The sequence below is a fragment of the Crateriforma spongiae genome (assembly GCF_012290005.1).
GTDB lineage: Bacteria > Planctomycetota > Planctomycetia > Pirellulales > Pirellulaceae > Crateriforma > Crateriforma spongiae.
In genome coordinates this window covers 1-21,939 of the sequence record NZ_JAAXMS010000007.1, presented here as the reverse complement: position 1 = coordinate 21,939, position 21,939 = coordinate 1, and the positions used below count along the sequence as shown (strand labels likewise).

Sequence of the window (21,939 nt, the reverse complement as noted above, 5' to 3'; positions counted from 1 at the left end):
CTATTTCTGCCGCCCTGCGATCAGCTGCTTTGGATGATGTCGTTGGCAAAGACAAATATCATCAATGCCAGGATCGCCAAGACCCCGGCCAAAGTCAGCTTCATTTCCAACTGTTCGTCGACACGTTTGCCGCGAATCAGTTCGGCCGTCAAAAACATCATGTGGCCGCCATCAAGCGCGGGGATCGGCAGGAAGTTCAGAATAGCCAAGTTCATGCTTAGCATCGTCAGGAACAACAGCTGTTTGGAAATGCCTTGTTCCGCCTGGGCACCGGCCATCTGAACGATACGGATGGGACCGCCGACATACTTTGCTTTGACCTTGCCTTGCACCAGCAAGCCCAGGAAACCGAACACGTCTTTCAAGCGTCGACCGCCTTCACGCAGCCCTAACTGAAACGCGCTGGCGATACCATGGGCACGTTGAACACCGGCGGTGGGCTGAAACACCAACCCGCGTTCATGCCAAAACAGATCGGTGGGGCCGACGACCAATTCCGTTTCAATGACTCGGCTGTCCTGTGCGGTTTTGGCGAACGCTTGGAAACGCGTACCTTCGGGTAACCACTGGACCAGGGTGACGAAACTGTTCAGCGAACTGGGGCTACCGAATTCCCAGCCTTCGGTCAGTCGCAACAACGCTTCGTCGGACAACTGTTGCTGAACCGATTCAGGGACCTTGCCATCGGCCCACTGCACACGGACCTCCTTCAATTCGTCGCCCGGTTTTAGTTGTTCATCGGCATCCGTTTGATCGGCCGATGCGACGAACGGGCGTGGCCGAAACGCAATGCCCAGCGATCCGCTGGCGATGTCGCTGGCGGCCGGCGAAATGGGTGACAAACCGGCCGCATCGGCGTCGGCCTGCAATTCGAATTCCAAGGTTTCTTCGGCGGCACCCTGGCCGCGAACCACCGTCAGACTGATCGGCGTTTCGATGACCGAATCCAAGGACGATCGCAACACCAAGTCATAGGCGTCGACGTTTTCGTTCCCGTCGACCGCGGTGATCACGTCGCCCACTTTTACGCCCGCCTTTTCCGCTGGGCTGTCCTTTCGAACCGCGGTGATCGGCCCGGGACGGAACGAGACGCCAACCCCACGCATCGGTTGCGGAGCCAAAACCACATCGCGGGGTGAATCGTCGCCGACCGGTTGCAACGTCAACTTCACGTCCTGGTCGGCGCGACGCAGCAGCAATTGATCGATCAAGGTCGCCGGAGCGACGCTTTCCGAATCGACAGTCTGGCCATCGATTGCGACGACCGTCGCGCCGGCCAAGTCATCGTCGATCACGTCGGCGGCGACTGAACCGGGATAGACGGATTGGCCGGGCATCAACTGAGCCGACGATGCGTTGCTGATCCCGATCATCCGCATGTCGGGGTCGTCGGGGTAGGGTTGGGGCACCAACTTGTATTCGTTGACGTCATCGCCATAGCGGATCTGAACGCCGACGGCTTGATCGGGGTCATCGAACGATTGTTCCATGATCTCCAACTTCATTTCGTTGAAATGCAGCTGGTCTTCGGATCGCAAATCCGCCACCGCGACCACTTCACCGCCGGGGCGAACCCCCGCGGTCCAGGCCGCGCCACCGGGCGTCACGCCACCGACCACCGCGGGCGTGTAGGGAACACCAAAGCCGTAGGCCATCGCGGCAAACAAGATGCCCGTGATGACGTTCACGATCACGCCGGCACTGATGATGATCATCCGCTGCCAAACCGGCTTGGCCGGATAACTGCGGGGATCAAATTGTGGTTCGGTCGCTTCATCATCGCCGTCGACTTTGATTCGTTCGGCTTCCTTTTCCGCGTTCCGTGGATCGTCATCCTGGCCCAACATTTTGACATAGCCGCCCAGCGGCAAGATTCCGATGCCGTACTCCGTTTCACCGTACTGGAACTTGCCCAGCGTTCGGGGCAACTTGATCGGTCCCAATTGAATCGGGACGTCAAAACCGACATAGAACTTTTCGCACTTCACACCAAAGAACTTGGCCGCCAGAAAGTGACCAAGCTCGTGCACGAAGATCACCAGCCCGATCCCGATCGCGACTTTGACCCACAACCAAACCTGGGCCAACAGACCGGCCACAAATCCGGGATCTTCGCCGGCAGCCAGCATCAAAGACCAAGCATCGCAAAGTTCGGTCACGCTTATTCCTGTAAATGAAAACATCAAAGTCTCCGTGCCGCGGTATCGCCGACGGCGGGATCCGTTTCGGTCCGTCTTGTCGCCAAATCACTAGGCCGGCGACAGACCGGAAACGGGCATCCATTTGGATCGTGGGGGGGATGGGAACGGAAATCACGATAGCGGCGGGACGACGAATCGCATCATTGCCCGGCGGGGGAACAGTCCGATTGCACGGTCCTTTCGTCGACGGCCGGTCGATTTCCTGGGATTGGTTTCACGGTATTCAATTCGTGTGTCAAAGCATTGTGTGTCAGGGCCTCGTCACTACGGGGCTGCGGGCCCCGCGGTTTCGGCTTGGACCACAGGGCCAGCGGAACCACGTCGGCGAATCGAACCACGGTTCCGGCATCCGTCCCTTGTTCGGAACGGAAATCACCCACGGTCGATCCGGCCCCCGCCAACCACCGGCCCGGCAACCGCTTGATCCGATTCACAGACCATCGGCAAACCGCAACGTTTCCTGACGGGCCCACTGGTCGATTTGAACCAGATCGGCCAGCGTCGGCGTCGCGTCAAACTGGTGATGCTGAAGGACTTGGTGACAACTCTTGACGATGTCAGTAAAGCGAATTTGGCCGTCCAAGAACAGACCGACCGCCACCTCATTGGCCGCATTGACCACCGCCCCGGCGGTCCCCCCGACCCGAGCGACTTCGAAGCCCAAGTCCAGAGCAGGGAAGCGTTCTCGGTCGGCCGGCAACATCTCCAGCTGACAGGGTTGTTGCCGGCTCCAACGCTTGGCAACGCCCGGCAACCGACGCGGATAGGTCAGCGCGTACTGAATCGGCAGCCGCATATCCGGTGGGCTCCACTGGCTGATCACGCTGTGGTCGCGAAATTCCACCAGCGAATGCACGATCGACTGGGGGTGCACCACGACTTCGATCGTCTCGGCGGGCACATCGAACAACCACCGGGCTTCGATGATTTCCAACGCCTTGTTCATCATCGTGGCCGAATCGATTGTGATTTTGGCCCCCATGTCCCACGTCGGATGATTCAGTGCCGCCTGGACACTGGCCTGCCGCATTTGTTCGATCGACCAGTCGCGGAAAGGGCCACCGCTGGCGGTCAGGATCAGCTTTTCGACGTCGTCGGGGCGGTCTCCCAAGCATTGAAACAAGGCGGAATGTTCGCTGTCGACCGGCAACAATTCGGCTCCACTTTTCTGGGCCGCTTGGCGAACGATCGGCCCGGCGACGACCAGCGTTTCCTTGTTTGCCAACGCAACACGCTTGCCTTCCTGGACCGCCGCCAAAGTGCTCTCCAGCCCCGCACGTCCGACGATGGCCGCGACCAAGACGTCCACCTCGGGGTCCGTGGCGACACGTACCAATGCGTCAGGGCCGGCCAGAATCTCACCGCTGAATCGTGCAAGCGGCGATTCGCCATTACCACTAACACGGGCGTGCGTCTGGGCACACGAGGCGACCAGGCGGCGAGGCACCGGATCGGCCGACAAGGCGACTTCGGCCAAGGTGTCCAGGTTTCGATGACCCGATGCCGCCCAGACTTGCCAACGGTATTCCGGGTCGACTTTGCGTAAATGAGCCACGACCTCCATGGTGGAACGGCCGATGCTGCCGGTGGCCCCCAAGATGCAGACCCGGCGGGCGGGCGGATCGGAGGCTTCGCATTGCGTCGCGTCGATCATCGTGGCGGAATCAGGTTCTGAAAAAGCCATCGATCCTTACGGGGAAGTCTGGGCGGGTTGAAAATGCAGTGCGATCGCGGTCGTTTCCGATCGACCGAACGTCCACCGCCGGGCAAACTTTCGCCGTGATCGGTGAACGAACGCTTTGCGGCGCGGAAGTTGCCGACACCATCATGAACGATCGCCAAGACCGCTACGACCGTCCACTAAAAATCCGTGACGGCGGTATCGCTTGCCGATCGGGCCGTCCAGGCAAACAATGCCGGATCAAAATGAAGACCGACCGCCGCCCCCGGCGTCTCCACCGATTCTGAACCTCTTGATCGCATCGCCCCAGAGTAGCACGCCATGGCCGACGACAAACGCCGCGGAAAGAACGATCGCAAGAACCAATCCAACGTCTGGCTGGTTCTGCTGACGGTCACCGGGGCCATCCTGCTGAGCGCGATGCTGTTCGGTAATTCGCAGCATCAGATGAGTTATCGCGATCTGATGGAACTGCTCAGCAAGCAAGTCGCCCCGCCGGTCGATGCCGGCCAGGAATCGCAGGATGGACCGATTTCGATCCAAGCCAAACGCCCCAGCGGCGACTTGGTCGAATACAGCCAGCTGCGTGAAATCAACGTGGCCGACGAAGAAATCACCGGCACGGTGCTGTACCGGTCCCTGGGTGCCGACGGCAGTGATACCCAAAGCCAAGCCAAGCGGGTCGACTTCGTCACCAACCGGACCCTGGACAGCGACGAAGAACAGGCACGACTGATCTCCTTGCTGAACGACAGCGGCGTCGTTTGGACGACCGAACGCCCCAGCCGTTTCCTGGAAAACCAGTGGCCTCAACTGTTGATCCTGGGCGTGCTCATCGTGATGGGCATCATGATGCTGCGACGCGTCAGCGGGGTGGGGTCGCCGATGCAGTTTTCACGCAGCAAGGGCAAATTGTACGGCGAAGAAGAGTTGCCGATTTCGTTCGAAGACGTCGCGGGGATCGACGAAGCCGTCGAAGAAGTCCGCGAGGTCGTCGACTTTCTAAAGAACAGCGAAAAATACCAGGCCCTGGGCGGACGCATTCCCAAAGGCGTGCTGCTGGTCGGGCCTCCCGGAACCGGCAAAACCCTGTTGGCTCGGGCGATCGCGGGCGAAGCCGGAGCACCGTTCTTCAGCCTGTCCGGCAGCGATTTCGTGGAAATGTACGTCGGCGTCGGTGCCGCCCGCGTCCGCGATATGTTCAGCCAAGCCACCAACCGCGCGCCGTGCATCATTTTCATCGACGAATTGGACGCCCTGGGTAAAAGCCGCAGCGGAAACATCGTCGGCGGGCACGATGAACGCGAACAGACGCTAAACGCGCTGCTGGTCGAAATGGATGGCTTCGATTCCAACAGCGGCGTGATCGTCGTCGCGGCGACCAACCGGCCCGAAACCTTGGACCCGGCTCTGTTGCGTCCCGGCCGTTTCGACCGCCACGTCTTGGTCGATCGCCCCGACGTCGCTGGTCGCGAAGAAATCTTGAAAGTCCATGTCAAATCAGTCCGCCTGGATGACAGCGTCGAACTGAAAGAAATCGCGTCGATCACCCCAGGCTTCGTCGGTGCCGACTTGGCCAACCTGGTCAACGAAGCCGCGCTGCTGGCCGCCCGAGCCGGAAAGTCGGCCGTGGGACTGGAACAGTTCAACGAGGCTGTTGAACGCGTCACCGCTGGACTGGAAAAGAAGAAGCGGGTGATGAACGAGGACGAAAAAATCCGCGTCGCTTATCACGAAGCCGGCCACGCGTTGGTCGCCGCCGCGTTGCCCAACACCGATCCGGTTCACAAGGTCAGTATCATCCCCCGCGGATTGGCCGCCCTGGGATACACGATGCAACGTCCCGAATCGGAACGCTATCTGATGACCAAGAGCGAATTGGAAAGTCAGATGCGGGTGTTGTTGGCCGGAACACTGACCGAGGAAATGATCTTTCAAGACATCAGCACCGGCGCCCAAAACGACCTGGAACGCTGCACCGAAATCGCCCGCAGCATGGTCATGGATTACGGCATGAGCCGGTTGGGACGCATCAACCTGCGACGCAGCACCCGGTCACCGTTCCTGGCCGGTGGCGGCAACGACGGCTATCAATCCAGCCACAGCGATGAAATGTCCAAGATGATCGACAAGGAAGTCTCGCGAATCATCGAAGACGCACTTTCACACACCCGTGATATCCTGGAACAACGCCGCGAAGTCCTGGAAGCGGTCACCCAGCGATTGCTAGAAGTCGAATCGATCGACAACGAAGAACTGATCCGGTTGATCAAAGAAAACGCCACCGGACCGTGGTTGGTGCCCGGCACCGTTGCCGAAAAGCCACGAGCCAAGCTGGCCCCGGCCAACCCCGGCGTCGACATCGCACCGACCGGCGATAACCAGATCTAATCGGATCGGTGACACCACAAGCCCGCCAGCATGGCGGACGAAGAAAAATCCCCGCAAGCCCTTTCGTGCGCATTCCATTTGATGGCGCATCGAATCATGATATTTCCGAAGGGCTGCGGTTAGCCGAAGAGTCCGATCGTTAACCCTTAACGTTCTTTTGATGAAGGGCTACAAAATCGCTGAACGGTGTTCGGCCCAAGTACGTGCTTCGGGAGGGAGTGCGAGGAAAGAACAGGAACGCAGCCGTTAATTGCATCCTCTCTAGACTCCTGCGCACCCCGTCCCGAAGCACGGACTTCTGTACATCGGTGTACCCATGCAAGCCTAGTTCACCAAACTGCCTAGGCTACCCGTTGCATCACCAATTCGAGCGTCTTTCTTAATGACGCGCCGCTTTGTCGCAAGCCCTGGACTTCTTTCGGCCAAAGATCGATCTCCATCCGATCGACCACACCCTGACGTCCCAGGACCGTCGGCACCGAAAGAGCGACATCACGTATACCGTAACAACCATTTTGAATGCTGCTCACCGGCATGACGCGGTTTTGATTCAAAATGACCGCATCGATGCAGTCACGGATGGCAATCCCCACTGCGAATCCCGCGCCACCTTTTCTTTTGATCACTTCCGCGCCGCTGCCCCGGGTGCGTGTGAACAACTTGTTCGCCAACGTGGGGTTCCACCCCGGGTACTTGTCCAGCGGCAATCCGGCGATCGTCGCACTACTCCAAATCGGCACCATGGATTCGCCGTGTTCACCCAAAATCAGCGCCCGAGTCTGGGTCGGCGGTGCGTTCAATTCTTCTGCGATCAGACTGCAGAATCGGATCGTGTCCAGTTGCGTGCCCAGCCCGATGACTTGTGATTCGGGCAGGTCCAGCATTTGGGCGGCGACGTAGGTCAGGATGTCCACCGGATTGCTGACGACCAACACGATGGCCGACGACTTGGGACCGGCCGCCTTCACATCGCGAACGATCTGAACGAACAAATCGGTGTTGCGATTGATCAGATCCAAACGCGATTCGTCGGGCTTTCGACGCAAGCCCGCGGTGATGCAGATGATGTCACTGTCGGGAATGTGCTCGTAGCCTCCGCCAGCGATCCGTTGATCCGCCACGCTAGGGCCGCCGTGCTGCAGGTCCAGCGCCTGACCAACCGCCAATTCTTGGTTGACGTCCAACAAAGCGATTTCGCTGGCCAGGCCGCCGCATTGCAAAGCATACGCGGCGCAGGAACCGACCAAACCGCCGCCACCGATAATCGAAACTTTCATGGATACGCTGTGGGGGAATCAAAGGGATGAATGGATTCGACAGAGGCCGCGGATGGCGTGCGCCGCCGCGGGCAGATGAACGATGCCACGACGCAACCGGTGGCCGCGCGGCAGGACCGTGAATGTGACTAGGAAGCCGACTGCAACTGGCGGACAACTTCGTTGGTGATCAGTTGCACCAACTGGTCTTCGTCCATGCCGTTGGCATCGGCGACTTGCTTGGTGGTTTCCTTGATCGGCGGCGGTGCGGGGAACGCGCGACGCTGGACGTCGGATGCCGCCCACGACTCACGGAAGATGTCATTGGCACAGATGTCACAGTCTTTGTACTCGTCGGTGTTCCGTGGATCGGAGAATCCCCATTTGCCCTTCAGATCCAACAGTTCTTGGCTCTTGCCGGCGGTCAAGAACGAAACGTTGCCCAGTTGCTTGGCCAGCATCAACATCCGGCAATAGGAATCCAGAATCTCCGTCCACCAGTACGCCTGTTCGACCGTTTCGCCGTAGCTGACCGTGCCGTGGTTCGCCAAGATGATCACGTTGGTCTTGCTAACGAACGGGATGATCGTGTCGGCAAACTCTTGACCACCGGGCGTTTCATACTTGGTGATCGGAACGTCACCCAGGAAGACTTCGACTTCCGGCAAGATGCACTGTGGGATCGGTTCGCGAGCGATGGCAAACGCGGTGGCGTGTGGCGGGTGACAGTGCACAACGCTCTTGATATCCGGGCGGTTCTTATAGATCTCGATGTGCAACAACGCTTCGCTGGACCGCTTTTTGCGACCAGAGATCTGCTTGCCTGTCATGTCGACCGTTGCAATGTCATCGGGCTTCAAAAAGCCCTTGCAGTGCAAGGTCGGAGTACACAGCACTTCGTTCTCGCTGATACGCACCGTGATGTTGCCGTCGTTGGCCGCGGCGAATTGGCGGTTGTAGATGCGACGACCGATGTCGCAAATGTCTTGCTTGATTTTGTGAACGTTTTGCATGACAGGTGCCGGGGGTTGGTGAAACTCAGTGGTCAGTGATTCTTGATTGGTCTTGGTGTGCGTTTACAAATCGACTTCGTCCAGGATTGCGACGATCGATGCGTCCAGCGGTTTGACGTCGGGCCGAAACGGCTGGGCGGCTTCGGGGCCTTCGGCCAGGGCGACCAAATCGCCGTCGCCACAGCCACATAAATCCCAAGCCACCACGGTGTCGCCACCCAGGGGCTGCGTTTCGATTCGCTGGACCGAATCGACGATCTCCACACAGCGAAGCCGTGCGGCCTTCATCGCCGGATGCGATCGCGAAAGCGTGACGGTGCCGATGGTTCGTGCCAGCTTCATGACGTCGCCTTTGCTTTATTCCCGTCGGGCTGGTCGCCGCGGACCAGCCGAATCTGACGTTGCCGTGCGGTGTCTTTGGCCAGCGGTGTCACGATCGCGTCGCTTCGGATGACCAATGTGGTTCCCACCGGTCGACCGGCCACCGCTTCATCGGTGACGACCTTTTCGTCGCATGATGCTTGTGGCGGCGGGGCGGGGCGTGCCGCGTCCGCAACCGGCGCCGTCATGTTGGCCAATTGCATTTGGGCCAAACGACGAATCACCAATTGGGCGACCCGTTGAATGAAGGCTTCGTCGATCGTGGTGACATGGGAATCAGTCATCGCAGATCCCCATCACGGTCCAGCGAGCCGGTGTCTGTTCGTGGCCGGTCACTTCGCGGGCATAGCTGCCGTCGCTGCAAATGATCACGCGATCGCCTTTGCGCGTCCCCAACGAATCGACCACCAACAGCGGCGGGCCGTCGCTGTCGCCGCCCACTCCCAACGGCTGGACGATGACCAAACGACGACCGGTCAAGCTGGAATGCTTGATCGTCGCGTGGGTCGATCCGAGAACGTTGGCGGTTTGCATATTGGTGGTAAATTCAGGATGGCGTGAAACGGCTTGATCAGATGACGCGAAGTTCGTCGATCATGCTGCAGCGGCGTTCGCGGGTGAACGTGTTCGGGTTCGTGACGCCTTCGCCGGTCGGACCGGCGATGCTGAACGACAGGTAGCCTTCACCGCCCAATCCCAGCGAAGCCATGCTGGGGCCGTTCTTGATGTACAACGTCGTGTCCAGTTCGCGGCCCATCTTGGTCATGTTGCGAACGTTGCGACTGTGGATGATCGCGGTGTGACGGAAGCCGTGTTCGTAGTGCTTGGCCAGGGCGATCGCGTGGTCCACGTCACGGGCGCGGACGAATGGCACGAACGGCATCATCTGTTCGACGCTGACAAAGGGATGATTTTCATCCGTTTCGCCAAAGACGAGTTCGGTCGAATCGGGAACCTGGACTCCCGCGGCGGCGGCCAAAACACTCGCGTTCTTGCCGATCAATTCTTTGGCGGCGACGTGGTGATGATCGTCACCGGCGGTGGTGATGGCCTTCGCGGTCAAGGCATCGATTTGTGCCGCGTTCAGCTGAACCGCACCGGCACGACGCATCGCTTCCATCATCGCGTCGAAAACGCTTTCGACGACGAAGACTTCCTTTTCCGCAATGCACAGCAAGTTGTTGTCGTAGGAAGCCCCTTGAATGATGCAGCGGGCCGCATTGTCCAAGTCGGCGGTTTCGTCGATCACCACCGGCGGGTTTCCCGGTCCGGCGACGATCGCCCGTTTGCCGCTGTTCAGGGCCGCACGTCCGACGGCCGGCCCACCGGTGACACAGATCAATGCGACATCACGATGCTTGAACAACGCATCGGCCGATTCCAACGTCGGTTCGGCGATGACGCAAATCAAATTGTCGATGCCGACTTCGCGATAGATCGCTTCGTTGAATCGTCGAACGCCCTCGGCGGCAACCCGTTTGCCCGACGGGTGCGGGTTGACCACCACGGCGTTGCCTCCGGCAATCATGCTGACGGCGTTGCCCGTGATGGTGGGCAAACTGTGAGTGACGGGAGTAATTGCGGCGATGACGCCGAACGGGGCGCGTTCGATGATTGCCAGCCCGTGGTCTCCGCTGAAAGCTTTGGTTTCCAACATCTCCACACCCGGCGATCGTTCGCCCAGCGTGCGAAGCTTTTCGATCTTGTGCTCGGGACGTCCCACCTGGGTTTCGTCCATCTCCATCAGCCCCAGTTCTTCGCACTGGGCGATGCTGATCCGGCGAATGATTTCGATGATCTGCTTGCGGTCTTCCATTGTCCCGCGTCGCAGTTGTTCGAAAGCTTCGCGAGCGGCAGCGACCGCCGATTCGGCGTCGTAAAAGATGCCGTGCTGGCCCGCCGATGCCGGGGCAGAATCGGGTCGCAAGGCAACTCTGCCATCGGTGGTCGGCATGGGGCCGACCTCCGCCAGCACCTGGGACACAACGTTGCGGATCAGGTTTTCGTCGAATTGCATGTCAGGAACTTGGGATTCGGTTTCGTGGTGGTGTCGGGTTCAAGAACGCCGCCATCAGCGACCGATCGCGTCAGTCGCGATCAACGCTGACTTCGCGGTCGTCGATGTGCACCTTGTCGACGATGCCGATGATGACCGCGTCGATGGGCAAAGTTTTTGTCTCCGGCGTCAGACGTGCGCTGCTGCCTTGGGTGATCAACACAAAATCGTTCTCCCCGGCGCCGATCGTGTCGACGGCAATGAACGTCCGGCCGGTCGTGATCAGTGACTTGCGCTGATCCGGTTCCAATCGATAGGGTTCAACGACCAGCAACTTGTGGCCGGTCATGGAACCGACCTTCTGTGTTGCGACGACCGAACCGGTGACTTTGGCGATGAACATTCCGTGACACGGGGATGCGGGGGACGGAGGAAACAGTTAAGTGGCGTGACGGCCCAAGGCTTTCATCGCACGTTTGGCGACGATCCATTCTTCATTGGTCGGAACGGTCCAAATCTGAGTCTTCGAATCGTCGGCACTCAGTTGAGTTTCGTCGTCGGCCGATTCGTTCATTGCGTCATCCAAGACGATGCCAAAGCTTTCCAAGTCGGCACAAACACCGCGACGAACGCGTCGGCTGTTTTCGCCGATCCCACCGGTGAACACGATCGCATCGACGCCACCCAGCGCGACCATCATGCCGCCGAGGTGCCGGCGAATCTCTTCGACGTAAACGTCCAATGCCAACTGCGAATCGGTGTCGCCGGCATCCGCCGCCTGTTCCAAGTCGCGAATGTCACCGCTGCGTCCGCTGATGCCCAGCAATCCGCCTTCGCTGGCCAACCGCTGCAGCGTCACGTCCAGCGAATCGCCGGTGCGTTGCATGATCAGCGGCAGGGCAAAAGGATCGAAATCGCCGACCCGATTGTTTTGCGGCAGCCCCGTTTGGGGCGTCATGCCCATCGTCGTCATGACGCTTTGGCCGGCACGAATCGCCGTCAAACTGCTGCTTCCACCCAGGTGACAGGAAATCAGTTTCGCGTCGTCGCGTTGCAACAGTTCCGCCATCCGCTCGGCGATGTATTGGTGACTGGCACCATGGAATCCCCAGCGCCGGACCTGAAATTCATCGGTCCATGGTTTGGGAATCGCGTACGTCGATCGGGAATCGGGAATCGTGCGATGAAACTCAGTTTCAAACGCCGCCACCAAAGGCAGGTCGGGGAACCGCTGTCGCAACAACTTCATCGCCGCGATGTACGGCGGGTTGTGCGCGGGCGCCGCCGCGTTCATTTCCGCCATCGCGTCCAAAACGTCGTCATCGACCACGAACGTGCCCGACATTCGTCCGCCGTGAACGGCTTTGAAACCGATCGCGGCCACTTGCCCGGCTTCGGCAATCGCACCGTGCTGGGGATCGGTCAACTGCTGCAAACACGCGGCCACCGCGACGCCGTGATCGGGCACCGGCATGACCATCGTGTCGGACCAATCACCGATCGTCACGCTACAGCGACTTTCATCGTCACCGATGCGTTCAACAGCACCACGGGCCAAGCAATCGCCGCTGTCCATATTGAACAGGCGATACTTGAAACTGGTCGAACCCAAGTTGGCTACAAGGACAAGCACAGGAACCGTCTCGTCAATGGGATGTTGGAAAGATCCGAGCGAACCGGGCTCCGATGCATCGACATGTGTTTGAATGCCGGCACGAATCGTCGGTTCAAAATCGCGACCGCCCCGGCCTACTTGAAAAAAGCGTCGGTCAACCCCGCGCTGGGCCGGGGAATGATGTGGCTGCTGATCAATTCGCCGATCTGCGAAGCGGCCGTTGCACCGGCTTCGACCGCGGCGCGAACGCTGCCGACGTCGCCGCTGACGACCGTGGTGACCAAGCCGCCACCCAAATCGATGCGTTTGGTGATTTCGACGTTGGCGGCTTTGGCCATCGCGTCGGTGGCTTCGACCAGGGCGATCAGCCCACGAGTTTCAATCAATCCGATAGCGTCATTCATGATGATTCTGAATTTGTTGTTGGCGTGAATGTTCTAGGAAAAGGGCAGGGCGTTGCCTTTGCCGTCTGTGACAGGGCCGGGCAACCGTGGTGAACCGCCGGAACGCCGTCAATCAGCGTCGGCGTTGTTCCAATCACTTCTTCGCTGCGGCGGGCAGCTTCAAAACCTTTTCCAGGTCTTCATGCGGACGAGGGATGACTTGGACGCTGACGACTTCGCCGACGCGACCGGCCGCACTCGCACCGGCATCGGTGGCCGCTTTGACCGCAGCGACATCGCCGGTGACGAACACGCTGGCCAGGCCGGAACCGACCTTGTCCCAGCCGAGGAATTGGACGTTGGCCGCCTTCATCATTGCGTCGGTGGCTTCGACCAAGGACACAAAGCCCTTGGTTTCAATCATGCCGAGCGCTTCGCTGATTTTTGCCATGTTGTTGCCTTCAGGAACTTACGAAACGAGAGGGAAAAAGGGGTGAAAGATGGTTGTCGATCGGGGATCGACAATGGTGCCGCGGGCCGGCCTCAGCCGCCGCAGCCACACGCACCGCCGCCTTGGCGGACGAGCTTGATTTCGGTCGCCGCATCCAAATGACAGGCATTGCCTTCATCGGTATCGATGTGGACCTCCAGCTTGGCCGCCTCATCGGCCCGCACCAGAACGTCTTCAAAGATGACGCCACAGTCGGGGCTGCGGACGATCAGTTGCATCATGTCGCCGTTTTGCACACCGAAATGATCGGCGTCGGCAAAGTTCATGTGGACGTGACGGGCCGCGCGAATGACACCCTGGTCCAACTGGACCGTGCCGGCGGGGCCGACCAGCACGCAACCGGGCGTGCCGTCGATCTTGCCGCTATGGCGAACCGGCGCGTCGATGCCCAGCGAAATGGAATCCGTGAACGCCAATTCCACTTGCGATGCACCACGCGTTGGGCCCAGCACACGCACGTTGGGCAACATGCGACGGCGGGGGCCGACGACCATCACGGTCTGCTTGGCCGCATAAAAGCCGTCTTGGTACAGATCCTTTTCAGGCTCCAGCACACTTCCGGGGCCGAACAGGGTTTCCACATGTTCGTCGGTCAAGTGACAGTGCCGCGCGGAAATGCTGACACGCAGGTTCGGCTTGCCGTCGACCCAACCGGGCGGCTGTTCCGCCACGGCGGCTCCGGTGCATTGACCTGTCGCTCCGGATGCACCGCGAATCGCGGCCCGCACCATCGACTCGATTTGATTGCGATCGATTGTTGGATTGTTCATTCGTCCTGTCCGCTTCGTGAAACGCCACTAGCCAAGGCTAGTTCGACGCCGGCAGCTTTTAGCCAGCCTTTCCACTGTGAATTCAAGCCATCGTCGGTGACCACTCGGGCCACGTCCTGTAATCCGCACATCCGCGACAGGCTGACGCGACCGAACTTGCTGCTGTCGGCCACAACGATCGCTTCGTCGGCAGCCTTCAGCATTTGTTTTTCGCTTTCGACCAGCATCATGTCGCTGTTGAAGTAGCCTCGTTCGGTCACACCGGCGACCGACAAGAACGCCTTGGAGACGTTGATTTGCGCTAGCATCAAGTCGGCCAATGGCCCGATGGCCACCGCCGTACGCCCCCGGACACAGCCGCCGATCATGATCAAGTCGATCGAATCGCTGGCTGAAAGCAGGTAAGCCACCGGCAAACTGTTGGTCACCACCTGCAACGGTCGTCCGACCAGGTGCCGGGCGATCTCGTAGGTCGTGCTGCCACCGTCCAGCAGCACAGTTTCGTCGTCGTCGATCATCTCTGACGCCAACTTGCCGATCGCCCGCTTGGCCGCCCAGCGGTCATCCCGGCGGTTGGCGAAGACCGGCATCTTGTCGCCTTCGCCGGTCCAGAAAACGCCGCCGTGGGTCCGACGCGCCTGCCCCGCCTGTTCCAGCGATTCCAAGTCACGACGAACCGTCGATTCGCTGACCTCCAGCGTCGACGCCAAGTCGCCCAACGACACAAAACCCTGCGTCTGGACCAACTGGCGAAGCTTTTCGCGGCGATTCTGGGACAAGGTGGCCAAAACGGCGGGACCTCCGGTGAAAGTTTTCTGCCCTCAGGTGAAAGAATGCTTCCAACGAAGAAGCAGATCAACAGGCTCACGGCAAAACTTTTTCATTTTTGACGATTTCCTTCACAAGGTGCGACAATCCTTCCATTCTCATGTCGCCATTTCACCGCATTCTGGGTCTCGATCGCTGTCGCGAAGGCTGTGCAAAGGCCATAATTCGGACTTGACGCGGGACTGTTCCCCGCCCGGCCGCCATCACCCGCCTTGCAGGATTTCTGTCAAAATGCCCACGCCCGCCTACGAATTGCCTGCGATCGACCCGGCACGGCCGCTGGAGGGAAAGAAAGCACTGGTCACCGGTTCGTCCCGCGGGATCGGCCGGGGCATCGTCCAGCAGCTGGCCGCCGCCGGGTGCGAATGCGTGGTTCACTATCACCGGCACGCGTCCGAGGCCGCCGAAGCGATTGAAGGCTGCCGGCGTCACGACGTCCCGGCTCATGCGGTCGGCGCCGACCTGGCCAGTCAGGAAGGTGCCGAAACGCTGATCAAACAATCGCTGGATCACTTGGGCCACCTGGACATCTTCGTCAGCAACGCCGCCTACAGCGATCGCCAAACGATGATCGAAGCGGACCTGGACGGGTTTCGAAAAACCATCGACGTCAGCATGTGGGGCGCGTTTTACACGACCCGCGCGGCGGCCATATCGATGGTCCGACGTGGCCAGGGCGGCAACATCGTTGTCATCAGCAGCCCCCAAGCCCACAGCGGCATGCCCGGTTCGATGGCCTACAACATGGCCAAGGCGGCCAACGACCAGATGTCCAAGACGGCGGCGGTCGAACTGATCAGCCACAACATTCGCGTCAACACGATCCATCCGGGTTGGATCAATACGCCGGGCGAACGAAAGTTCTTCACCGAAGAAACGCTTCAACAGCAGGCCGAAACGCTGCCGGCCGGACGGCTGGGCGAACCCGCCGAAATCGGACACGCGGTGGTCTTTCTGTGCCACCCGCACAGCCAGTACGTCACCGGCAGCACCCTGACGATCGACGGCGGCATTCAATTGCCGTGGCGCGAAATGTATCGGATCGAAGCCGCCCAACAAGCATCGGAATAACGATCAACCGGCATGAACCGAAACGAGCCGTCCCAGAATTTCTTCCGGCACGGCTCGCCTGTTGAAAGTCATTCACACCACTGGACCGGTCGCAACCGACCGGCAGGGCGACGGTTCGGACGGCTTAGCGCCACGGACCGCGGACGTAGTAGATGCCGAACTGATCGGTGTGGCTGGGCCAATTGGGCGTGTTCAAAAACTGGCCCGGCGCGGCGGCGCCAGGATAGCTGGCACTACGTCCGAACTGGTGATTCAGCGGGTACATCAGGTTTTGGCTGACGCCCCATGAATAGGTCTGACGCATGTGGGCGGTCGGCGGAACGACCAGCGCGGTCGGTTGACCGTATTGCTGGTACTGATACGCGCCGTGCCAGGGGCGATTGGCCGCCTGGTTCATCTTCCAAATGTGCGTCATGCCGTACGGATCACCCGCTTGAGCGGATCCGCTGGTGGCGAACAGACCGCCCAACACGGCGACGGCGAAAAGAATGCGTTTGGTCATCGGTCGGTTCCCGATCAGATCACGTGGGTATTGGTTCTTTCAGTGAACAGTAGTTGGGGTCGGTGATGCGGTCCAACAACGGGCACCTGCCGTCACGATCCGCGCCGTCGCAGGACGCCCCGATTTCGCGAGACGACGCCACCACGGAACAACTCAATCGCAACGGGTCACCTCGGAACCGGGTCACCCAAAAGTCGGCATCAGCGGGGAATCCGCAGCACGTTCCAATAGAAGTTACTGGCCGCTTGGCGGACGGGCGGGCTGTAATACACCGCTTTGGTGCGATTCATTCCGCGACCGTTGTCATAGTTGTTGTGGTAACGGTCGACATGCCAATACAGGTAATGATGGGGATACCACGGCTGATACGTGTTGAACGTGTGTCCGACAAACGCGGGCACCGGAACGGGCGACACGTACATCTGGGCGTTGGCCGAATTGGCGTTGCCCTGGGTGTAGTAGTTGTAAAACAGGTCGGGTTGGCCATAGTCGCGGCGTTGGGCGACCGAACCGCCGGCCATCGAGCCGTTGACGACTGTTCCGCCATCGACCACGCCCCCATCGACGACCATGCCGTCGACCGAGCCGGTGGTGCCGACGACTTCGTCGCTGACCACGTGCGAGCTAATGATCTGGCCGTCAAACGATTGGGCCACGGCAACCGCGGACCAGCCGATCGAGCCGACGATCGCCGCGCCGACCGCAGCGAGATGCTTCCAAGAACGTTCCATCGTTCGTCTTTCCTTCCTTGTCGGTAACCGCTAAACGGACTGTCAGCCCAAGGTCACCAAACCAGCCTGTGCTCCGCTTCCGACACTCGCCTCCTGCGGCATCGATCGGACCCGGTCTGTCTCGGACTATCGACCTGTTTCGGACATCACGCGTGACGCCGATGACCTTTACAACCGGGCACGATGCGATCGACAAAACCCGGCGGCCCGCCCCAGGCACTGAATCCCGCCCAGCCGATGAATCCGATTCGACCGCGTGATCCCCCCTGCCAGTCGATCTTTGCCCACACCCACCGGCCGGGGCAACGCGGACCACTTGCCCGATCGGCGGTTCCGCCGGAACGGGTCTGACCGCTATAAACCGCATCCATCCCGCAAACGACACAGATTCACATCTCCCGCATCTGTGACCGACCGCGGACCGACCGTCCCCCAACGCCCGTCAGGAACCCTCGCGAGTGGCGAAACGTCGATCTCAACGCAACAGCAAACGCAGCCAGACCGCGCAAGGCCCATCGGATGATGCCGACCTACAAATCGGCACGCCGCTGCGACAGGCGGCCCAAGCCCGCTATCTGAATTACAGTCTGTCGGTCATCACCAGCCGGGCGCTGCCCGATGTCCGCGACGGGCTGAAACCGGTCCAGCGGCGGATCCTGTACACGATGAGCCAACAGGGGCTGAATTCGACCGCCAAGCACCGCAAATGCGCCAAAGTCGTCGGCGACGTGATGGGTAACTTTCACCCCCACGGCGACAGCAGCATCTACGAAGCCTTGGTCCGCATGGCCCAGCCGTTCGCGATGCGTGTCCCCCTGATCGACGGCAGCGGCAACTTCGGCAGCATCGACGGCGACAATGCCGCGGCGATGCGATACACCGAATGCCGCATGACGGCGATTTCGTCGGAAATCCTGGCGGACTTGGCCAGCCGCACCGTCGCCTACAAACCCAACTATGACGGCAGCCGCGAAGAACCCGTCGTCCTGCCCAGCCGCGTGCCCAACCTGTTGGTCAACGGCGCGACGGGCATCGCCGTGGGGATGGCCACCAACATCCCGCCGCACAACCTGAAAGAAGTCTGCGGCGCGCTGTTGAAACTGTTGAAAGACCCGGAAATCAAGGACTACCAACTGGTCGCCCGCGATGCCATCCAAGGCCCGGATTTCCCAACCGGCGGCCAAGTCATCAACACCAAGGAAGAACTGCGCGAGATCTACGCGACCGGTGGCGGCAGCATCAAATTGCGCGGCGTCGCCGCACCGGCCAAGACCACCAAGGCCGGCAAGATCCTGCAGATCACCGAGATCCCGTTCGGTGTCAATAAATCCACCCTGGTCGAACGCATCGGCGAACTGGTCTACAGCAGCAAGCTGCCGTTGGTCCAAGAGGTGCGTGACCTGTCGACCGCCGACATTTGCATTGAATTGCAATTGAAGAAGGACGCCGACGAAAACAAGGTCTTGGCGTACCTTTACAAACACACCCAACTGCAATCCAACTTCAACGTCAACTTGACCTGTCTGGTCCCGACCACCAACCCGGAAGTCGGCCAACCAGACAAGCTGTCGTTGAAAGAGATCTTGTGGTACTTCCTGAAGTTCCGCTTGGACGTCGTCACCGAACGGCTAACCAACGAACTGAAAGCCTTGGAGCGACGGATTCATATCCTGGAAGGCTTCGCGCTGATCTTCGACGCCTTGGATACGATCATCAAGATCATCCGCAACAGCGATGGCAAAGCCGACGCGGCGCAAAAGATCATGAAGCGGTTCCCCGCATCCAAAGGCGGACTAGATGAGGAACAGACCGATGCGATTTTGGAACTGAAGCTGTATCGCCTTGCTCGGTTGGAAATCAATCTGATCTTGGACGAACTGAAGGACAAGAATCGTCGCGCCCGCCAGATCCGCAAACTGTTGAAGGAAGACACACGCGACACCAATCAATCCGGCCGCTGGCAAATCATTCGTGATGAGATCAACGAACTGATCAAGAACCACGCCAGCGATGACGCCGCCAAACGGCGTACGCGGATCGACGCCGACGTCGAAGTCGCCGAATACACCGAAGAAGATTTCATCGTCGCCGAAGATTGTCACGTGATGATCACCCGCGACGGTTGGATCAAACGACAAAAACAGATCGCCGACCCGTCCAAAAGTCGCGTCCGCCAGGGCGACAGTGTGCTGACCGTCCTGGGCGGCAGCACGCGTGCAACCTTGGGTCTGTTTTCATCCATGGGCGTTTGTTACACCACGCGACTGATCGACATCCCGGCGTCCACCGGATTCGGTGAACCGATCCAAAAGCTGTTCAAGATGAAAGACGGCGAACGAATCGTCGCCGCGGTGTCCTTTGACCCGCGGATGATCGGGGAAGTCAAAGAAGACCCCAAGCATCCCGATTACTGTCCCGCGGCGCACGCCCTGGCGGCCACCAGTGCCGGGTTCGCCCTGCGATTCGGCTTGGAAAACTTCGTCGAACCATCCACGCGGTCCGGTCGCCGGTTCGCCCGAGTCCCCGCCGGTGCGGACGTCATCGATGTCCAAGTCGTCGACGGAACCGAAGTCGTCTTGGCCGTCACACAACAATGCCGGGCGATGATCTGTGACGCCGAAGAAATCAACTACTTGTCCGGTCCCGGCAAAGGCGTGACGTTGATCCGCTTGGCGAAAGACGACCGCGTTCTGGGATTCAAGGCCAGCACGGGGGACCGTGATTTGATGACCGTGGTGACCAACCGTGGTGCCAAGAAAACGATCAGCACGGCGAAGTACCGCGTCACGTCGCGCGGCGGGCGTGGAACCGAAATCCAAAAGAACGGCCAGATCGCCGAAATCATCACCGCTCCGGTGCAACCACCCGTACTGGAAGAAGACACCGACGCTTGATTGTTACCGACAATCGTTTCCGCCGATATCGTGCGGACGTCGCGTGGGCGGTTTCTCTTTTCGTACCATCGCTGAACGAACTTCATGGGCATTGTCATTCCGCTGTTGGTGATTCTGTTGACCTGCCTGGTCATCTGGCGTGCCTGCGACGGGTTCGAAATCGCGTCGGAATACTTGGGACGCAACCTTTCCGAAGGCGTCCGCGGCGGCACCATCAATGCGATCAGCAGTTCCATCCCTGAATTGCTGACCACGTTCATCGCATTGTTCTTCCTGAAAGACGAAGAAGGCTTTGCGATCGGGCTGGGAACCACCGCCGGCAGCGCCCTGTTCAACGGCATGATCATTCCCGCGGCGTGCATTTTTTCGGTCATCGGTGCCACGATCGCCGGTCGAAAAGTCACCTCCATCGATGTTCACAGCAAAGTGATCCTGCGTGACGGATTGGCATTGTTGATCTGCGAAGTCGCGGTTCTGATCCTGTTGACGCGCCCCACACTGGATTGGTGGCAAGGCGGCATTCTGATCCTGATGTACCTGGTTTACCTGGCGTACATGCTGTTATCGATGCGTCGCAATCCAAGCGGTAACGTCACGGCAACCGACGCGGACGAAGCTGAGGGTGATGACGACGATCAACCCGCCGGATGGATCGGTAAAGTCTTCTACTGGATTTCCGGCGGACCGCTGTTGGATCTGGAACGCGCCTTCATTCGCGAAAAGCACACCCAGCGGATCCACAGCGAAACCTGGAACGCTTGGCCGATGTTATTGACGTCCGTCGCGGTGATCGGTGTCGCCTGTTACGTCTTGGTGATGGCCTGCCATTGGCTGGGCAGTGGCCCGGCCAACGTGGACAATCCGGGGTACTCGCTTCTTGGGTTTCAGTTCCAGGGCTTGGGCATGGCGTCGGTGTTCGTGGCGGTCATTTTTGCGTCGATGGCGACCAGTGTTCCCGACACCGTGATGTCGATCCGTGATGCCCGCGACGGCGACTATGACGACGCGGTGGCCAACGCCCTGGGCAGCAATGTGTTCGACATCGGTTTTGCACTCGGGTTGCCATTGTTCGCTTACACGTTGGCTTTTGGACCGATCCAAATGCCTCCGGAAATCGCACAACCGACGTCGCAGATTTTGTCACTGTTGCTGATCCTGACGACGGCCGCGTTCCTGGTTTACTTCATCGGCCCCCGGACGACTGCCGACGACGGCGCCCGTCTGATCCGCATGGGCCGACCCAAGGCGACTTGGTTGTTGGCGCTATACGCGACGTTCGTGTTGTACGTCGTCGGCACCGTGTCCGGATGGGCGTGGACCGAAACGATCTCGTCCTGGCTGACCTACAAATAAGCCAAGCGGACCAACGCCGCGGCAACGCAGCTTCATCCTCCCTCCGGGAGGGTCGAGCCTTAGCGAGGGGAGGGCGCGCCGGCTAAGAGCCCCCTCCCCGGAATCTCGTTCCTCGATTCCGACCCTCCCACGGTGCGGGAAGGTGAAGCACCCTCGCTCAGCGACAGCCAATAAGAACGTGCGGACTCACCTCATCACAGATGCCGAACGCGCCAGCGTTTGACCAAAACCTACACGCCACATTTTTCTTGACTTCCTCCCGCGGCCTCCCCATAAAGACACACTTGTGTCAGGGCATGTTTGGTGGCACCCAAGGGGTACAACGATGATCAACGCACGCTCGTTGAATCGATGCGGACGAT

At 59.7% G+C, this 21,939-nt stretch carries 20 protein-coding genes; 4 read left to right on the top strand and 16 right to left on the bottom strand.

Annotation, left to right across the window (positions count from 1 at the left end):
* Positions 1 to 20 precede the first annotated feature (20 nt).
* Positions 21 to 2,183 (bottom strand): site-2 protease family protein, encoded by a 2,163-nt coding sequence (locus tag HFP54_RS18545; RefSeq protein WP_168566328.1) that lies wholly within the window; start codon positions 2,181 to 2,183, stop codon positions 21 to 23.
* A 448-nt stretch (positions 2,184 to 2,631) separates the two neighbouring features.
* Positions 2,632 to 3,885 carry a 1-deoxy-D-xylulose-5-phosphate reductoisomerase gene (gene dxr / locus HFP54_RS18540; protein ID WP_235952040.1) on the bottom strand — a complete coding sequence of 418 codons (1,254 nt, stop codon included), beginning with the start codon at positions 3,883 to 3,885 and terminating at the stop codon, positions 2,632 to 2,634.
* Between the two features lie 318 nt (positions 3,886 to 4,203).
* On the opposite strand from dxr, the gene ftsH reads away from it, so the two are divergent.
* On the top strand, positions 4,204 to 6,273 hold the full coding sequence (gene ftsH / locus HFP54_RS18535) for an ATP-dependent zinc metalloprotease FtsH (protein ID WP_146415882.1): 2,070 nt from the start codon (positions 4,204 to 4,206) through the stop codon (positions 6,271 to 6,273).
* Between the two features lie 341 nt (positions 6,274 to 6,614).
* Here the strand turns inward: ftsH and HFP54_RS18530 are convergent, their stop codons facing one another.
* From HFP54_RS18530 to HFP54_RS18475, 12 genes are all read right to left on the bottom strand, one after another.
* The gene (locus tag HFP54_RS18530) at positions 6,615 to 7,550 is read right to left on the bottom strand and encodes a lactate/malate dehydrogenase family protein (RefSeq protein WP_146415883.1); all 936 of its coding nucleotides are present in this window, start codon (positions 7,548 to 7,550) and stop codon (positions 6,615 to 6,617) included.
* Between the two features lie 128 nt (positions 7,551 to 7,678).
* Positions 7,679 to 8,542, bottom strand: a complete 864-nt coding sequence (locus tag HFP54_RS18525; protein WP_168566327.1) for a class II aldolase/adducin family protein — start codon at positions 8,540 to 8,542, stop codon at positions 7,679 to 7,681.
* Positions 8,543 to 8,605: 63 nt separating this feature from the next.
* Positions 8,606 to 8,884 (bottom strand): EutN/CcmL family microcompartment protein, encoded by a 279-nt coding sequence (locus HFP54_RS18520; RefSeq protein ID WP_145293303.1) that lies wholly within the window; start codon positions 8,882 to 8,884, stop codon positions 8,606 to 8,608.
* Positions 8,881 to 9,207: a hypothetical protein gene (locus tag HFP54_RS18515; protein ID WP_146415886.1), complete on the bottom strand. Its 327-nt coding sequence runs from the start codon at positions 9,205 to 9,207 to the stop codon at positions 8,881 to 8,883. Before HFP54_RS18515 ends, HFP54_RS18520 begins: the two co-directional genes overlap by 4 nt.
* Positions 9,200 to 9,457: a EutN/CcmL family microcompartment protein gene (locus tag HFP54_RS18510; RefSeq protein ID WP_168566326.1), complete on the bottom strand. Its 258-nt coding sequence runs from the start codon at positions 9,455 to 9,457 to the stop codon at positions 9,200 to 9,202. The genes HFP54_RS18515 and HFP54_RS18510 overlap by 8 nt, the downstream gene beginning before the upstream one ends.
* Before the next feature lie 37 nt (positions 9,458 to 9,494).
* Positions 9,495 to 10,940, bottom strand: coding sequence for an aldehyde dehydrogenase family protein (locus HFP54_RS18505; protein ID WP_168566325.1), 1,446 nt, complete (start codon positions 10,938 to 10,940; stop codon positions 9,495 to 9,497).
* A gap of 70 nt (positions 10,941 to 11,010) precedes the next feature.
* Positions 11,011 to 11,322 carry a EutN/CcmL family microcompartment protein gene (locus tag HFP54_RS18500; RefSeq protein WP_146415889.1) on the bottom strand — a complete coding sequence of 104 codons (312 nt, stop codon included), beginning with the start codon at positions 11,320 to 11,322 and terminating at the stop codon, positions 11,011 to 11,013.
* 36 nt (positions 11,323 to 11,358) lie between these two features.
* Positions 11,359 to 12,552 (bottom strand): acetate/propionate family kinase, encoded by a 1,194-nt coding sequence (locus tag HFP54_RS18495; protein WP_168566324.1) that lies wholly within the window; start codon positions 12,550 to 12,552, stop codon positions 11,359 to 11,361.
* Positions 12,553 to 12,668: 116 nt separating this feature from the next.
* Positions 12,669 to 12,938: a BMC domain-containing protein gene (locus HFP54_RS18490; protein ID WP_146415891.1), complete on the bottom strand. Its 270-nt coding sequence runs from the start codon at positions 12,936 to 12,938 to the stop codon at positions 12,669 to 12,671.
* 133 nt (positions 12,939 to 13,071) lie between these two features.
* Positions 13,072 to 13,368, bottom strand: coding sequence for a BMC domain-containing protein (locus HFP54_RS18485; RefSeq protein WP_145293288.1), 297 nt, complete (start codon positions 13,366 to 13,368; stop codon positions 13,072 to 13,074).
* A gap of 92 nt (positions 13,369 to 13,460) precedes the next feature.
* Positions 13,461 to 14,198, bottom strand: coding sequence for a phosphate propanoyltransferase (pduL, locus tag HFP54_RS18480; RefSeq protein WP_168566323.1), 738 nt, complete (start codon positions 14,196 to 14,198; stop codon positions 13,461 to 13,463).
* The gene (locus tag HFP54_RS18475) at positions 14,195 to 14,986 is read right to left on the bottom strand and encodes a DeoR/GlpR family DNA-binding transcription regulator (RefSeq protein WP_231131262.1); all 792 of its coding nucleotides are present in this window, start codon (positions 14,984 to 14,986) and stop codon (positions 14,195 to 14,197) included. Before HFP54_RS18475 ends, pduL begins: the two co-directional genes overlap by 4 nt.
* A 271-nt stretch (positions 14,987 to 15,257) precedes the next feature.
* Between HFP54_RS18475 and HFP54_RS18470 the strand changes: the two genes are divergently transcribed.
* Positions 15,258 to 16,097 (top strand): SDR family NAD(P)-dependent oxidoreductase, encoded by an 840-nt coding sequence (locus tag HFP54_RS18470; RefSeq protein ID WP_168566322.1) that lies wholly within the window; start codon positions 15,258 to 15,260, stop codon positions 16,095 to 16,097.
* Between the two features lie 124 nt (positions 16,098 to 16,221).
* On the opposite strand, the gene HFP54_RS18465 is transcribed toward HFP54_RS18470, so the two are convergent.
* Together HFP54_RS18465 and HFP54_RS18460 are read right to left on the bottom strand one after the other, a co-directional pair.
* Entirely contained in the window at positions 16,222 to 16,599 is a 378-nt protein-coding gene (locus HFP54_RS18465) for a hypothetical protein (RefSeq protein ID WP_145293280.1), read from the bottom strand.
* A gap of 200 nt (positions 16,600 to 16,799) precedes the next feature.
* Positions 16,800 to 17,330, bottom strand: a complete 531-nt coding sequence (locus HFP54_RS18460; RefSeq protein WP_197138301.1) for a hypothetical protein — start codon at positions 17,328 to 17,330, stop codon at positions 16,800 to 16,802.
* Positions 17,331 to 17,788: 458 nt separating this feature from the next.
* Between HFP54_RS18460 and HFP54_RS18455 the strand changes: the two genes are divergently transcribed.
* Both HFP54_RS18455 and HFP54_RS18450 read left to right on the top strand, forming a co-directional pair.
* Entirely contained in the window at positions 17,789 to 20,224 is a 2,436-nt protein-coding gene (locus HFP54_RS18455; protein WP_146415894.1) for a DNA gyrase/topoisomerase IV subunit A, read from the top strand.
* 84 nt (positions 20,225 to 20,308) lie between these two features.
* Positions 20,309 to 21,577 (top strand): sodium:calcium antiporter, encoded by a 1,269-nt coding sequence (locus tag HFP54_RS18450; RefSeq protein WP_168566321.1) that lies wholly within the window; start codon positions 20,309 to 20,311, stop codon positions 21,575 to 21,577.
* The last annotated feature ends 362 nt before the right edge of the window (positions 21,578 to 21,939 follow it).